The organism is Rhizobium viscosum, assembly GCF_014873945.1.
GTDB classification, from domain to species: domain Bacteria; phylum Pseudomonadota; class Alphaproteobacteria; order Rhizobiales; family Rhizobiaceae; genus Rhizobium; species Rhizobium viscosum.
On sequence record NZ_JADBEC010000001.1, the window covers coordinates 1278874 to 1293149 of the forward strand.

General features: G+C 55.2%; 18 protein-coding genes and 2 tRNA genes. 6 read left to right on the plus strand and 14 right to left on the minus strand.

The window, feature by feature from the left end; genetic code table 11:
• Positions 1-49: 49 nt before the first annotated feature.
• A complete protein-coding gene (gene ku / locus H4W29_RS06420) occupies positions 50-856 on the minus strand; it encodes a non-homologous end joining protein Ku (RefSeq protein ID WP_192728184.1) in 807 nt (268 codons plus the stop codon).
• 183 nt (positions 857-1039) lie between these two features.
• Here ku and H4W29_RS06425 point away from each other — a divergent pair, with 183 nt between their 5' ends.
• Complete coding sequence (locus H4W29_RS06425; RefSeq protein ID WP_192728185.1) at positions 1040-1273, plus strand: hypothetical protein; 234 nt, start codon at positions 1040-1042, stop codon at positions 1271-1273.
• Between the two features lie 121 nt (positions 1274-1394).
• Here the strand turns inward: H4W29_RS06425 and H4W29_RS06430 are convergent, their stop codons facing one another.
• The 11 genes from H4W29_RS06430 to H4W29_RS06480 all read right to left on the minus strand — a co-directional run bounded on the left by H4W29_RS06430 (position 1395) and on the right by H4W29_RS06480 (position 8098).
• On the minus strand, positions 1395-1607 hold the full coding sequence (locus H4W29_RS06430; RefSeq protein ID WP_192728186.1) for a hypothetical protein: 213 nt from the start codon (positions 1605-1607) through the stop codon (positions 1395-1397).
• 334 nt (positions 1608-1941) lie between these two features.
• Positions 1942-2017, minus strand: a tRNA-Phe gene (locus tag H4W29_RS06435).
• 201 nt (positions 2018-2218) lie between these two features.
• A complete protein-coding gene (gene yacG, locus H4W29_RS06440; protein WP_192728187.1) occupies positions 2219-2431 on the minus strand; it encodes a DNA gyrase inhibitor YacG in 213 nt (70 codons plus the stop codon).
• 185 nt (positions 2432-2616) lie between these two features.
• Positions 2617-3237, minus strand: a complete 621-nt coding sequence (locus tag H4W29_RS06445) for a Maf-like protein (protein ID WP_192728188.1) — start codon at positions 3235-3237, stop codon at positions 2617-2619.
• 58 nt (positions 3238-3295) lie between these two features.
• On the minus strand, positions 3296-3514 hold the full coding sequence (infA, locus tag H4W29_RS06450) for a translation initiation factor IF-1 (protein WP_003545338.1): 219 nt from the start codon (positions 3512-3514) through the stop codon (positions 3296-3298).
• A 119-nt stretch (positions 3515-3633) separates the two neighbouring features.
• Complete coding sequence (locus H4W29_RS06455; RefSeq protein WP_192728189.1) at positions 3634-4119, minus strand: arsenate-mycothiol transferase ArsC; 486 nt, start codon at positions 4117-4119, stop codon at positions 3634-3636.
• Positions 4116-4589, minus strand: coding sequence for a UPF0262 family protein (locus H4W29_RS06460; RefSeq protein WP_192728190.1), 474 nt, complete (start codon positions 4587-4589; stop codon positions 4116-4118). Before H4W29_RS06460 ends, H4W29_RS06455 begins: the two co-directional genes overlap by 4 nt.
• 4 nt (positions 4590-4593) lie before the next feature.
• Positions 4594-5892 (minus strand): histidinol dehydrogenase, encoded by a 1299-nt coding sequence (gene hisD / locus H4W29_RS06465; protein WP_192728191.1) that lies wholly within the window; start codon positions 5890-5892, stop codon positions 4594-4596.
• A gap of 35 nt (positions 5893-5927) precedes the next feature.
• The gene (locus H4W29_RS06470; RefSeq protein WP_192728192.1) at positions 5928-6365 is read right to left on the minus strand and encodes a DUF2948 family protein; all 438 of its coding nucleotides are present in this window, start codon (positions 6363-6365) and stop codon (positions 5928-5930) included.
• A 114-nt stretch (positions 6366-6479) separates the two neighbouring features.
• A complete protein-coding gene (gene murA, locus H4W29_RS06475) occupies positions 6480-7772 on the minus strand; it encodes a UDP-N-acetylglucosamine 1-carboxyvinyltransferase (RefSeq protein ID WP_192728193.1) in 1293 nt (430 codons plus the stop codon).
• Positions 7773-7888: 116 nt separating this feature from the next.
• On the minus strand, positions 7889-8098 hold the full coding sequence (locus H4W29_RS06480; RefSeq protein ID WP_192728194.1) for a hypothetical protein: 210 nt from the start codon (positions 8096-8098) through the stop codon (positions 7889-7891).
• A 154-nt stretch (positions 8099-8252) separates the two neighbouring features.
• On the opposite strand from H4W29_RS06480, the gene H4W29_RS06485 reads away from it, so the two are divergent.
• A tRNA-Thr gene (locus H4W29_RS06485) sits at positions 8253-8327 on the plus strand.
• A gap of 539 nt (positions 8328-8866) precedes the next feature.
• On the opposite strand, the gene H4W29_RS06490 is transcribed toward H4W29_RS06485, so the two are convergent.
• Positions 8867-9508 carry a DUF3800 domain-containing protein gene (locus tag H4W29_RS06490; protein WP_192728195.1) on the minus strand — a complete coding sequence of 214 codons (642 nt, stop codon included), beginning with the start codon at positions 9506-9508 and terminating at the stop codon, positions 8867-8869.
• A gap of 544 nt (positions 9509-10052) precedes the next feature.
• On the opposite strand from H4W29_RS06490, the gene H4W29_RS06495 reads away from it, so the two are divergent.
• The 4 genes from H4W29_RS06495 to H4W29_RS06510 all read left to right on the plus strand — a co-directional run bounded on the left by H4W29_RS06495 (position 10053) and on the right by H4W29_RS06510 (position 13702).
• Positions 10053-10580 carry a hypothetical protein gene (locus tag H4W29_RS06495; protein ID WP_192728196.1) on the plus strand — a complete coding sequence of 176 codons (528 nt, stop codon included), beginning with the start codon at positions 10053-10055 and terminating at the stop codon, positions 10578-10580.
• A 154-nt stretch (positions 10581-10734) separates the two neighbouring features.
• Positions 10735-11319, plus strand: a complete 585-nt coding sequence (locus H4W29_RS06500) for a hypothetical protein (protein ID WP_192728197.1) — start codon at positions 10735-10737, stop codon at positions 11317-11319.
• Between the two features lie 459 nt (positions 11320-11778).
• Entirely contained in the window at positions 11779-12750 is a 972-nt protein-coding gene (locus tag H4W29_RS06505; protein WP_192728198.1) for a hypothetical protein, read from the plus strand.
• A 709-nt stretch (positions 12751-13459) separates the two neighbouring features.
• A complete protein-coding gene (locus H4W29_RS06510; RefSeq protein WP_183823143.1) occupies positions 13460-13702 on the plus strand; it encodes a DUF982 domain-containing protein in 243 nt (80 codons plus the stop codon).
• Between the two features lie 235 nt (positions 13703-13937).
• Here the strand turns inward: H4W29_RS06510 and H4W29_RS06515 are convergent, their stop codons facing one another.
• Positions 13938-14201, minus strand: a complete 264-nt coding sequence (locus H4W29_RS06515; RefSeq protein WP_192728199.1) for a hypothetical protein — start codon at positions 14199-14201, stop codon at positions 13938-13940.
• Positions 14202-14276 lie beyond the last annotated feature (75 nt).

Genomic DNA, 14276 nt, shown 5'->3' on the forward strand with positions numbered 1-14276 from the left:
GCATTGATCGAAAGTCTCTCCCCTTGTGCGGAAGGGAGATCACTTGAGGCTACCGCGACTTCCCGCGGCCGCCTTCTGCGTCCAGGCTCTTCTTCAGCGCGTCCATGATATTGATGACATTGCCCGTCGATTTGACCGGCGCAGGCTTGCGAGCCGGGACAGCCTTCTTGAGGTTCTTTTCCTTGCTGCGGATCAACGCCTTCAGCCGTTTCTGAACCGGATCCTGCACCATCGAAGGGCTCCATTCCTTCGTCTCTTCCTTGACCAGCTTTTTCATCAAGGTCAGCAACTCGCTATCGATCTTCGCCTTCATATCGAGTTCGGCGGCCGGTTCGCGCACCTCGTCTCCATAACGCAGCGTCCAGAGAATGATACCCTTGCCCTGCGGTTCCAGGAGCACGGCGCGCTCTCGCCGGTAGAGCACCAGCCGGGCGATGCCGACGACATCGTTGGCTTTCATCGCCTCGCGGATCACGCAGAAGGCCTCAATGCCGACCTTGTCTTCCGGCGCCAGGAAATGCGGCTTGTCGTACCAGATCCAGTCGATCGACCCGCGCGGCACAAAAGTATCGATGTCGATTGTGCGGGTGCTTTCCAGCCCTACCTCCTCGATCTCCTCATCCTCGAGCAGAACATAGTCGTCCTCGCCACGCGGATAGCCTTTCATCTGATCCCTCTCGGCAACGGGCTTGTGTGTGACGCTATCGACATAGCGGCTTTCGACGCGGTTTGTCGTTGCGCGGTTCAATACATGAAACCGCACCTTGCTCGACTCCGTCGTCGCTGGCGTCAGTGAAACGGACGCGGTGACAAGCGAGAGCTTGAGATAACCTTTCCAGAATGTTTGACGGGCCATGGGCCATAAACGGAAATGGTCGCGAGAGGTTCCGTCCATCACATACTGGAGAGAAAATTCCGGCGACATTCCAACAGAATGCAACGGCCAAGAGGCCCGGCTGCGATCACATATTCGTTTCGACAATTTCCTGACACGATTTTCGTACCAACTGGTTCGATGTCGTTGTGAGCAGGCAAACAAATGCAAAAAGATGATGTCTCCCGAGCCAAGAAAGTCGCGCTCGTCCTCACGCTGTTTTTTGGCGTGATGATATCCTACGCGAAGTTTGCGGGACTGTTTCCACCACCGGATTCGAGCGACGAAACAAAATATGGACCACCGGGCTGGTTCTCAAGCTTCGACCTCGGACCTTCGCCATTCTCTCGTCAGCCGGAATTCCGGCCGGTTGAAGAGCCGCACGACATTCCCGTTTGAGTGATACGGTGTGGGCGTCGCAGCCGACAAGAGCCGAAGCGGCCATCGAACCTTAACGCAGAGTGTGTCGGGAGACTGCGATAAGCATCATCCCGTAGTCCGTTCGGCGCGGCTTCTCAGATCACGGAATCCCTCTTGGACCTCGGCTCTCAGCTTGAGCTAGCATCTGGGGGGTAGCCCGCAGATCGATGGTGTTGGGCTTCCGGCCTGGCTGCCAAGAAAACCAGATAGCGATCGGACGCCGGTAGTGCTTGTTGAGGGCATCGGCCGCTTCCTTTTCGAAGAGCGTCCGTTCTTTCGGGCTGTCGGCAACATTCCGCTTTTCGTAGATCACAGTATTCCTCCCCATTGTTGCGATCCAATTTCGGATCATGCGCAGAAATACGTCCATCCGAAACGGACTAAGGTCCGAAGGTTAGTTAGGATTATGCGAAGGAGGTGAAGATGGCGCAGGGTTCAACTTATGGCACGCACAATCCAAGACAAGTTAGACCGCAACCAGTTGGAAGACACTTTCTCCTCCGGGGATCAATATTTGGTTCCTGCATGATGACGAGCCTCAGAAGGCGTAGCCACTCACGGAATCGTGCCTACTGAGCGCACAAAGGTGGATACAGCGCACCCTACAATGCCATATTTATTTAGATCAAAATGCTTCAGAGATTGAATGGTGCCCAGGACCGGAATCGAACCAGTGACACGCGGATTTTCAATCCGCTGCTCTACCAACTGAGCTACCTGGGCTAGCCACGCTTCTTAGGAAACATCCTGCTTGAGAATGTCAGGGCCTTGGTTCGCCCCGGAAGCGAGCGGGGTTATAGCATCTTGTTCGCCCATGGCAAGCATCAAATGATAGTTTTTTGACGGTCCCGCAGATTTTGGTGATTTGCGAGGAAAAATAAGGGCTTCGCTGTGGAAAGCCCGTAGAACGTTGCTGGAATCGCTCTAGTTTTCCTCGTCGGGATAATCCGCCTTCGTCTCGTCATCGGCCACGGGTATGGCGTAGGAGCCCGTCAGCCAGCGCGACAGGTCCACTTCGCGGCAGCGGTTGGAACAGAAGGGATAGTGTTCGCGGTTCGACGGTTTGCCGCATTCCGGGCAGGGGCGCGTCTTGCGCAGCGGCTCGACCTTGCCGTCGGTCTTCGTCTTATCAGACATGGTTTCCTCCTACAGCAGCGGCCCGAAAATCGTTCCGATTTTCGGAAAGCCTGATGTGTAGATTCAACAAGGTAGAGCGTCCTTTGTGCGTCCGAATGGACGCGCGGCGCTCTAGTTTTTTATTGCACGCATGTCGTTATCGCAAAACCGCTGGACACTTTTGCGCGACATGCTCCAGCGGGAGATCAGCCCTCGGGCCAACGGCTGTGGACATCGAAGCCTTCGCCGGTCAGAAGCAGAATGGTTTCATAAAGCGGCAGTCCCACGACATTGGTGTAGGAACCCACCATTTTCTGCACGAAGGTGCCTGCCAGCCCCTGGATACCGTAGGCACCGGCCTTACCGCGCCATTGGCCCGAGGCAATGTAGTTTTCGATCTCGAAGCTTGACAGGCGCTTGAAGCGCACCTTGGTCTCGACAATCTTCTGTCGCACCTTGCGGTCAGGCGTGATCAGGCAGATGCCGGTATAGACAACGTGGTTGCGCCCGGAGAGCAGGTGCAGCGAGTTTGAGGCTTCATCGGCAAATTCCGCCTTGCCGAGAATGCGGCGACCGACGGCGACCACCGTATCGGCGGACAGGATATAGCTGCCCTTCCAGGTGATGTCGCCCTTGATGACGGCAAGTGCCGCCTCCGCCTTTTCGCCGGAGAGGCGACGGGCGAGCGAGCGCGGATGCTCCGATTTCTTCGGCGTCTCGTCAATATCCATCGGCAACAGGCGCGAGGGCTCGATGCCGGCCTGATTGAGCAGATCGACGCGGCGGGGCGAGCCCGAGGCCAGAATGAGCTTGTATTTCAGCGCCATGGAACCTCGACCATCGGCAGGCGGGAGCGGAAGCTCGGGGGAGCTTCGCAGACCAAGCTTACTTGAAGCGGTAGGTGATGCGGCCCTTCGTCAGGTCGTAGGGCGTCATTTCGACCAGAACCTTGTCGCCGGCGAGAACGCGGATGCGGTTCTTGCGCATGCGGCCGGCGGTGTGGGCAATGATTTCATGCTCGTTTTCGAGCTTCACGCGGAATGTCGCATTCGGCAGAAGTTCGGTCACGATGCCCGGGAATTCGAGGACTTCTTCTTTCGGCATATAAGGGTTTTCTTCCTGTGTGTTGGGTAAAAGGCGCAAGGCGCCTGAAAATTTGCGCGGAAACTACACAATCAACGGGGATTTGTGAACCTCGTAGATCGGGCTTTCTGACTTTTGTTTCACGCCGATTGCGCGGCAATGCCTTTTCTCTTGAGTAGCCGGCTTTCGATAAGGCCGGCGAGGTGATCGCGAACCTCGCGATAGCTGTCCAATATCTGCTCGCGCGTGCCGGTCGCGACCGTCGGATCCATGGTCGGCCAATAGACCACGTCAACGGCGCTTGAGCGGGTCAGCTCGAGTGCTGCGTGATGGGCCTGCGGTGAGAGCGTGATGATGAGGTCGAAATAATCGTCCTCAAGCTCCTCCAGCGTCTGCGGCTGGCGACGGCCGAGCGACAGCCCAATTTCTTCCAGCACGACATCGACGAAAGGATCGCGTTCGCCGGCGCGAACGCCGGCTGACTTTATATAGGTATTGGCAGGCAGAATGCTACGGGCGATTGCTTCCGCCATCGGCGAGCGGATGACATTCAGGCCGCACATGAAAAGGATGGCGCCCGGCCGCTTTCCGTCCTCCGTTTCGACGTGCGGCTCCATCGCCGTCATCCGCGCCAATAGAGTACGCAGACCAGCGTGAAGAGACGCCGCGCGGTGTCGAAATCGACATCGATCTTGCCAGAGAGACGGTCCTTCAGGGTCTGCGATCCTTCATTATGAATGCCGCGTCGGCCCATGTCGATCGCCTCGATGCGGCTCGGTGAGGCCGAGCGGATCGCCTCGTAATAGCTCTCGCAGATCATGAAATAGTCTTTCACGATCCGGCGAAAGGGCGTCAGTGACAGGATATGAGTTGCGACATCATCGCCCTTTTCCGTGGTGATGGAAAAGACCAGCTTGGAATCGACAAGCGAAATATTCAGCCGGTACGGACCGCCGGCATGGCCTGATGGTGTGAAGGAATTCTCTTCGATCAGGTCGAAGATCGCGACCGCCCGCTCATGCTCGACATCAGGAGTCGAACGGCCGATCGTATCGTCAAGGACAACGTCGCAGAGCCGGAAGTCGCCCTTCACCATTCCCTCACCTTTCGAGGTTCAGGCGGATCGCGACCGATCGCGCATGGGCATCGAGGCCTTCGGAAACGGCAAGCGCGATCGCTGCCGGGCCAAGATCACGGAGCTGCTGCGGGCCGAGCCGCAGGATCGAGGTACGCTTGACGAAATCGAGAACCGAAAGGCCGGAAGAGAAGCGGGCCGAACGCGCCGTCGGCAACACGTGATTGGAGCCGCCGACGTAATCGCCGATCACTTCGGGCGTATGGGCGCCGATGAAGATCGCGCCGGCATTGCGGATCTTGTCCACGAAGGCATCGGGGTTGGCGACGGCAAGTTCCAGATGCTCGGCGGCGATACGGTTTGCGAGCGGGATGGCATGCTTGAGATCGGAGACGAGGATGATCGCGCCGAAATCGCGCCAGCTTGCCGCTGCGGTTTCCGCGCGGTTCAGCGTCTTCAACTGCCGCTCAACGGCTGCTTCCACCGCTTTGCCGAATTCCTCATCGTCGGTGATCAGGATCGCCTGCGAGCTTTCGTCATGCTCGGCCTGGGCAAGCAGATCGGCGGCGACCCAATCGGGATTATTGCCCTTGTCGGCAATGACGAGCACTTCGGAAGGGCCGGCGATCATGTCGATACCGACTGTACCGAAGACCTGGCGCTTGGCGGCTGCGACATAGGCATTGCCGGGGCCGGTAATCTTGGCAACCGGCGCAATCGTCTCCGTGCCATAGGCAAGGGCGGCAATCGCCTGCGCACCGCCGACGCGGTAGATTTCACTCACGCCGGCAAGCTTCGCGGCGGCCAGCACCGCCGGATTGACGGAGCCACCGGTTGCAGGCACGGCGATGACGATGCGCTCGACGCCAGCTACTTTCGCCGGTACGGCGTTCATCAGGACCGAGCTCGGATAGCTCGCCGTGCCGCCCGGTACGTAGAGACCAACAGCTTCGATCGCCGTCCAGCGTGAACCGAGACCGACGCCCATATTGTCTTCGTAGATATCGTCCTTTGGAAGCTGACGACGATGGTGGGATTCGATGCGGAGAGCCGCGACCTTCAGCGCGCCGAGCACTTCCGAAGGCACGACCTCTACGGCGTTTTCGATTTCCTCATCGCTGACGCGCATCGGTACGGTGGCGTAATCGATGCTGTCGAACTTCTTCGAATATTCGGCAAGCGCGACGTCACCGCGGGCCCGCACATCATCGATGATGGCGCGCACGACGGCGTTGACGTCCTCGGAGACCTCGCGCTTGGTGGTCAGAAAGACCGCGAAGCGCTGCTCGAAACCGTCGGATACCTGATTGAGCCAGATTGCCAAGGCTGGAATTCCTTCTTTACTCGAAACTGTTGCGCTCAGGTGCCGGGGTGGCGCGGTTTGGCGCCTGCTTCCCAGGCGCCGCCGATATCGGCAAGCTGCATTTCGATGCATTCGACATCGAGGACGATCGAGGCCGTGCCCGAGAGCGAAAGCTCGAGCGTGCCTTCTGGTCCCTCGCCCTTCTGCTCGAAACGCAAAGCGAGCAGCGACAGCACATCGTCACGCCGCGAACGATCGATGCCGATCGAGCGGACGGAAAGCACACGCTTGAAAACGAGGGCAGCGCGGCGTCGTTCGAAACCCTTGCGCTTGCGGGCCGCCTCTTCCCAGACGAAACGGTTGGCGGCGAGCGCAAATTGCTTGTCGCGCGGCGACCAGTCGATATCGGCCACCTTGAAAACGCTGTCCTGCACATGTGCGGAAATGACCGCAAGGTCCTCGGCATCGAGCGCAACAAGCTTCAGGTCGGTCATCCAGCCTCTATCCCGTGTCTTTCAACCGCAACGGCGGCGATCTGTCAGACAACGGAAATAAGGCGCGACGGCCAAATACGCAACCAGGATAAAGGGCGCATATGCGCCCTTTTCTTATTCGCTGACGCGTTCGACGATGGCGCCGCAGCGGGTCAGCTTTTCTTCCAGCCGCTCAAAGCCGCGATCGAGGTGATAAACGCGGGACACCGTGGTTTCGCCTTCGGCGGCAAGGCCGGCGATGACGAGGGAAACGGAAGCGCGAAGATCGGTCGCCATGACAGGCGCGCCCTTCAGCCTCTGGACACCCTCGATCTTGGCCGTCTGGCCCGACAGAGAGATCTTCGCGCCAAGGCGGGCAAGCTCCTGCACATGCATGAAGCGGTTTTCGAAGATGGTTTCCGTGACATGCGAGATACCGGAAGAGCGGGTCATCAGCGCCATGAACTGCGCCTGCAGGTCGGTCGGGAAACCTGGGAAGGGATCCGTGACGATATCGACCGGCTGGATGCCGGCGCCGTTACGCTTGATGCGCATGCCATTGTTGGTCGACGAAATCTCCGCGCCGGCGCGCCGCAGCGTTTCCAGCGCCGTTTCCAGTAGGGCAATATCGGTATTTTCGAGTACGACATCGCCGCCGGCCATGGCGACGGCCATGGCATAGGTGCCGGTCTCGATGCGGTCAGGCAGGACGCGATGGCGCGCGCCCGAGAGCGAGGTGACGCCTTCGATGGTAATGGTCGGGGTGCCGGCGCCGGAAACCTTGGCGCCCATGGCGTTCAGGCAGTTGGCGAGGTCGACGACTTCGGGCTCGCGTGCGGCGTTGCCGATCACGGTCGTGCCGCGGGCAAGTGTTGCCGCCATCATCAGCACATGCGTCGCGCCAACAGATACTTTCGGGAAAGTATAATGCGTGCCGATGAGGCCGCCCTGCGGTGCTTTGGCGTTGATATAACCGCCATCGATCTCCATGGTCGCGCCGAGCGCAGTCAGGCCATCGATGAAGAGATCGACCGGACGCGTGCCGATGGCGCAGCCGCCTGGCAGGGAAACGCGGCAATGGCCCTCGCGGGCGAGCAGCGGACCGATGACCCAGAAGGAGGCACGCATCTTTGAGACCAGCTCATAGGGCGCGGTGGTGTCTACGATAGTGCGGCATGTGAAATGGATCGTGCGGGCGTAGGAATCTTCCTGACGCTCCCGGCGGCCGTTGACGGCCACATCGACGCCGTGATTGCCGAGGATGCGCATCAGCAATTCGACATCGGCGAGGTGGGGCACGTTTTCCAGCGTCAACGTATCGCTCGTCAAAAGCGAGGCGATCATCAGCGGCAGCGCGGCATTCTTGGCGCCGGAAATCGGAATGATGCCATTGAGCTCATTACCGCCGACAATTCTGATACGATCCATGTGCACTTACGGGCGAGGCCCGCCTTTCCTCAAAAGTTTTGCCTGTGGGGGCAAGGCAAGAAGTGGGGGTCTTTAGAGCAAATCCCCGCACGCTTCAATTCGTCGCGGACCGAACATTACGATTCGTCCATTTTTGCGGCAGCAGGCTTTGCCGCCGGCAAGCCATCCGTCTCGTCCGCCTGGCCGGACCGGCGAGCACGCACCTGCTGTTTGCGTCTTGAAAGATTTTCTCTCAGCTTTTCGGCAGCCCGTTCGCGGCGCAATGCCGCTTGGGCTTCCATGGCCGCTTTCCGGCTCTGCCGGGCCTTTTCAGTCTCTTCGTTCATGTCCCAGAAGTAACCGAATTCGCGTCATTCCAAAAGTGCTGCGAACGTTATTCCCAGAGAAGTTGGAATTTGCGGCTTGCACTCCTGCCGAACCTGTGGCAATAGCCGCCCCGTTCACGCGAGTTGAGCGTTTTCGCTTCACGCGTCTGGTCCTGCTGCCGTAGCTCAGTGGTAGAGCACACCCTTGGTAAGGGTGAGGTCGGTGGTTCAATCCCACTCGGCAGCACCAGTTTTCCTCAAAGAAATCAGTGCGATACGGAAGGGCAATCGCCCTCACCGGTTGCGTGAACCACGTCGAAATTGCAGAACAGAACGCGAATTGCGCGAAAAATACGTGCAAAATACGTGCAGCTTGTTCTATTTGCGTTCACTTACTACTGGCGGGTTGCCATCGAGGGCTGGCTTGATGACTACCTACCTACAGGAACACCCGGTCGGGAATGGCCAGGGCCAGGGCACGTGACGCGGTTTCCACGGGCTTTGCCTATTCCACGGTCTACGGGAGGGGAAAGAACCAAAATAAAGCGTTTTGAAATTCGCAATGAATTATTCATGACGAAAATTCGAACGCAAAAAATGTAAAATGAATTTGACGATGTCGTCAGACTCCACCATATTCTAACCGCGTCAGGGAAAGTTTCCTCGTGAGAGGAGCGCGCTGTAACGCCCATCAGGAGGGGCCAACCGGCACCGTTAGTTACTCGATGTGGATTTACGCTACAACGTCGACGCTACTATTTAGGGCTGCCTTTTGGCAGCCCTTTTAATTTATCCTGTAGCAAGCCATCGAGGCTTCAAAACATCCAGCTTAGCCGAAAACACAAGCAGCCTGCCGCCTCTAATCAGATCCGAGCATATCGAAGTTTCGGCAACATTGGCGTGGTGATCACGCGTTGCCTTGTAGATGGTGTTTGCAATGATGTCAGCAATCTGTACGCCTGCCGTGATGTCACTGCGAACAAAGTCGATAGCTGGTGCGGCGTTGAATTTCCCAATCGTCGCTGCAATCTTGGCTGCTATTTGGTCGTAGACTTGTCTGGAATACCTTCCGCCATCTGCAATGATGCGAGCCTGAGTGCCGGAGACCATCAGAGGCATACAAGCCTCAATCACCATTTGCTCGAGAACCGAACACTCTGGATGGACGTTCGAAACAACCGAGCCAAGTGAGCTAGACTTGTGGCATGTGACCACAGCCGAAAAGTGCTCTTCCTCGCCAAGCATGTCGAAAAACTTTCCTCGTTGTGCATCGTCCAGAAGGCCGCCCTTAACCTCGTCCTTCGCACCGATGGCCTTTCGAAACTTCTTCATCATGCGGCCGGCATCGTGCGCAGAGATACGCACGGCAGAGAGAATGAGGGAGTGTTTATCCTCGTCGAAACCTCCGCTTTCGTCACAGTATATCTGCACTTCCGAGTCCTCAACATTACATTGTTTACCATTCGTTAACCCGAGGCAAGGTGTGCTGCAAACACTAAATATAGTGTTAACAGCTTATTTTTAGCAGTACAGATTGTATCTTACGGGCCAACCGCGAGACGCAAGCCATCGCTCGGCCGAGCAATCCCAGCCGTTAAATCCCTCGGATTTTTTTGAGAACCGGGCTCGTTACCTCCGGTCCAGTCGCCGCCGCAACATCGGAAATCATTAAGAGCGAATCACCTGATTCCGTCAAGAGTCGAGGTGTAACCGAACGCTGACCACAACATCTTGTGGATGCCCTTGTGAAGAGATGGGATAACCGGACCCCACCCCGGGAGGGCACCTCAGATCTCTCCGACCGTCTCAGTCTGGACCCGCGTCCCAATCAAGCGTTAGCGCTAACCCAGGAAATTGCCTCGCGTACGCGTAACGCGTGGCTCAGTGCCAGAAAATTTCATTTGACTCGCTCATAAATACTGATCTTATTAAATATACAACCGGCAACGAAAAGTCTTGAAGGGGAAACGGCTGCATGTTGCACACATCCTTGGATTGGCTATCAAACAACGCAGCCGTAGTAGCCGCCATCGTTGCGGCTTTTATTTCTTTGATTACTTCATTCATTACATCGAGGGTCGCGCTCGCTTCGATCAAGAGGAAAGCCGAGTTTGATTTTCGGACTGAATTTTCTGCAGAGCGTGCGATCATCGCCCTGCTGATGATCGAGACCCAGTCCACGAGGACATGGAATATTATCCGAGAGACCATCGGCGGCTTCGGCGATGACGAACTTAAAAAACTACTAGTGCGTTCCGGGGCAATAAGAATGATTGGCCCAAATCAAGAGGAACGATGGGGCTTGCTAGATAGAAATCGAGATTTCCTGATCAAGAATAGGTTCCTGCGTGAGCATAATCGCAACCCCGATTGGTACCAAGATCTCAAGAAAAGAGACGCAGAAGCAGCAGCCGATGAAGCGAAAAACGCGCGAGCGGCGGCTCAGAGCGCAAAGAAACCTAGCAAGATACGCGAGTTTCTCACCTCCTTCACCATCCATTGACAAATTTGTAAATCGGTCACAGCGTCGGCCGAACTTTGGTGAATATCTTACATCACCGACAGCAAGGCATCTCGACGCAGACAGACTAGGTCAAGAGTAGCGGGATACTGCATGTTGTACCCCTCTCTATTTGAATGGTTAGGAGCGCAGGTGCTTGGCGGAAGACATCGCTCAATATTGGCTTGATCGCGGCGCCCGATTTGAAGCAACCGCTCAGCCGATGGCGGTTCCTTTTACTGTTCGAGTGCCGGATCAAGCATGGCCGCTGCTAGGCAAAATCGTCCTAATGTGGACGGTGCTGGATTCAAAGCTAGACCAGCTAATATGGATGCTTTCGCTGCATCACGAACTACCTGCCAATGCGATCGGCAGCCCTGGTGACGACGCATTCCGCACTAAAATTACGTTCCTTGAAAGGGCTGTCGAGGAGAAGTATGCCGCCAGGCCGAACGTAGTGAAGGAGTTCGCCAGACTTAAATCCAAGTGTCTCAATCTGAAAGCAGTGAGAGACAGTATCGCACATGGCCAGATTTTTTCCGCAAGCCAGCTTTCAGATGAGGCTGTTGTTTTCAAGCATAAGAATTCGGACAAGACCTATTCGCTCGCCGAGTTGGCTGTCATTGTGAATGACATCGCCCAATACATAGGTCGTCTCAATGAGTTTCACGAGTGGGCTAACTGGCCGACTCAAAAGCAACGGTTGTTGCAGATGCAAGCTCACTTTAGGGAAAACCCATAGGCCCGCTCCAAGGGCGCCCCGGTAGCATCCGCTTCGTGCTAGCTGCGATGGCAAACGCTGCGACAACCCCGGCCCCAACACCGATCACTCCAATCTTCGGAGGAAGTGTGGCTCCATGCCGACGCACCAGAACCGATCTGTTTTAAATGGTTACGGAAAAGTGAGACGAAATTTCCCGCCTTGAGTTTTTTATCTTTTTCGTCGTGGTTGTCCCGCATTGAAAGCCGGACTACCGGTCAGCTCACGGCCAGGCAGCCGGCGATAGATTGAGAGGGAACAGCGGTGATATCTCAATTGTCGCGATTGCCTCCGAAGCGGCCATCCAATTGTTGATTGCGATGTTGAATAAATGAGAAGCCGGAAACCATCTGCAAACCGATTCTCTGTATTATTTACACTTTTAAATAGTGGTGTACAATATCTCTGATATGAGGATTTGTTTAATCAGGGAGGCCTCCCTTGAAATTGTCGATTTTTCGTAATCCGGCGATACTCATCACCATTATCTCGACTGTTTTCTCTATTTTTTTTGTTATTTTTGGAGGGATGATATTTACGTGGACAGCCGATTATTTTGCTATTGATCTATCTTTTAATGATACAGGAAGACAGGCTATTCAATTCTTGTTGACATTTATTATTATCATGGCGTCAATAACTACATATTATTTCCTCTACATCAAAACAGAAAATGAAAGTCACCTTGACTATTTAGAAGGCTCTGACGTCGAGGAAACTTATATTCAGGTCGCAAACAACTTAAATGTACGAATAAGAATTCTAGAGGCTAGGTCTCTGCTTATATACTGGTCTATGATTTTCGTGATTGTATCGGGCGTCGTTCTGATACTCTTTTCTGGGTATCTATCATCTCTCGACAGCTATGGATCCAGTCTTTGGGCGCTTATTGAGCAAGGCAATCCGACAAGAGATGCATCCATGTCCACAACACCTTTTTCAACTCGTGAGCAGCCCGTGATCACATTGACGGAGGAGCAAAAGAATGCACGTTTCAAGTCGTACATTGACGGGAGGGACAAACTGACCGCTGCGATGATAAACGTGATAGAGAAGCGAACCGACGACGGTAAAAGCTTTAATGTAAGCAGTACAATTTTACGTGTTAGTATACTTGGCATGCTTATTTTCTTGGTGCAAATCTTAATGCAACTATACAGATACAATTCTCGATTGATTACTTTTTACAGCTCGCGGAGGGATGCTATTGTCCTCGGCCAAGGACATGAGAAAAGCATGCGAACATTCTCGCACCTTCTTCTGCCAACGGGATTTGACTTTGGCAGAGAACCACATCATCCCTTCGAGGAAGCTGCTCAATTAATCCGTGACGGGGCTGTAAATACCAAAGATCGCATAAAACGGCAGATCAAGAAGAAGCCGGCGGTGCCCAAGGTCCCAGAGACCGAATAGGCTTAAAATTAGTCACCAATATCAACCGAAATACATTCCGGTCCGCCCGCAATAATGGCGACTATGATGATGTGTTTGTCGCTAACCGCGATTGATGGCGACACTGTGCGCTGCGACGGTCAGCTTATGCGATTGTTGGGAGGAGGAGTGCCATTCCAGTAGGGAATAGATACTCCGGAGATCGGATCGCACGCGAAATACATCAGGGAACGGAAGCTGGCGTTGATCTCCGAGGGAAGGCTGAGAGAGCTACTGGAAGAACATAGCCTATGGATCGAGATCAAGGGTTACGACAACACTCCCAAGCATCGGCCGCTTATCAACATCTACCAAACAAAGATATCGGGGCCAAATTGCTGTCGGAGGGGTTCGCTCGTGAGCGGCGGGCCACACCACAAGAATGATTGGTGCGCGGAATAGCCCCCCACCTCGCCTCATTGAAGAAGCCATCCGGGACGTCTCAAGCGTACTTCGTCGAAGCGTGCGTCGGATGATGCAGATACCCGCCTTTACCCTTGGTAAGGGTGAGGTCGGTGGTTCAATCCCACTCGGCAGCACCAGTTTTCTCCTTTAGCATTATCCTCCGCGCCAATCGGCACCATTGCTGCCGGCAAAAATCTCGCTAGAATATTAGCATTCTGAAACCTTTGGAGAGGGAACCCGAAGGCTTCATTCAATGTTTCTATCGGGACATGCTGGAGGAGCGTCGATGGCAACTGAACGATGGAATAGTCCGATCAAGGTAGGTTTCGAAGGCGCAGGAGCACGTACGGTTAACGGACCGTTCGATGCCTTGGCATGCCTTGCCGAACATTGGCCTGCTGTACGCGGATTGAAATATCTCAAGGCACGCAGCGCCTGCCGCGCCGCCCTCGATGGAAGAAAGACCGTCGAAGAGGCCCGCGCGGAGTTTATGGCGGCGGCAGAGGAAGCAAAGCTTAAAGTGCATTAAGCTTTCGGCCGCGATATCGGACAATGAAAGTCCGATCCGTTCCGAAACGAAGCAATGCTTAATTTTCACTTAACCCTGCTCGGAACTCGCGCAGGGCTTTGTCTCGAAAGACATTGCGCCATTCAACTGTTCATCAATAGAACGACGTCAGCCATCATGATGATGGCTAGAGGCTCGTCACCCACTACGGGAGACTGCAGACGAGCCTCGTCCGGAAGAAACTTCGAATATTTTATCAGCAACCCGAAGTATTCTCATCCTCCACCTGAATATATCCCACACCTATGATTGTGCCATCTGCGGCACGGATGAAGGACGGCAGGTAATGCGGTTCGGCGGGCTCGCAGATGGTGGCGCTGGTATATTCGTTCAACGCTATTTCGTCTTTCGGCAGTGCCGAATAATTCATATCGGTTTCGAGTGAGGCATAGGCGGAGCCGGTAAAGGCGCCGCACCCCAGGAGCAGGGCCGCGGCCCACAGGCGTATAAGCGTTTGCATTATTGTCTCCAGAATTGAAATCAGCTTTTCAACACGCGGGACAGGGAGTTGGTTCCTTGGAAATTCCTGCTGCGG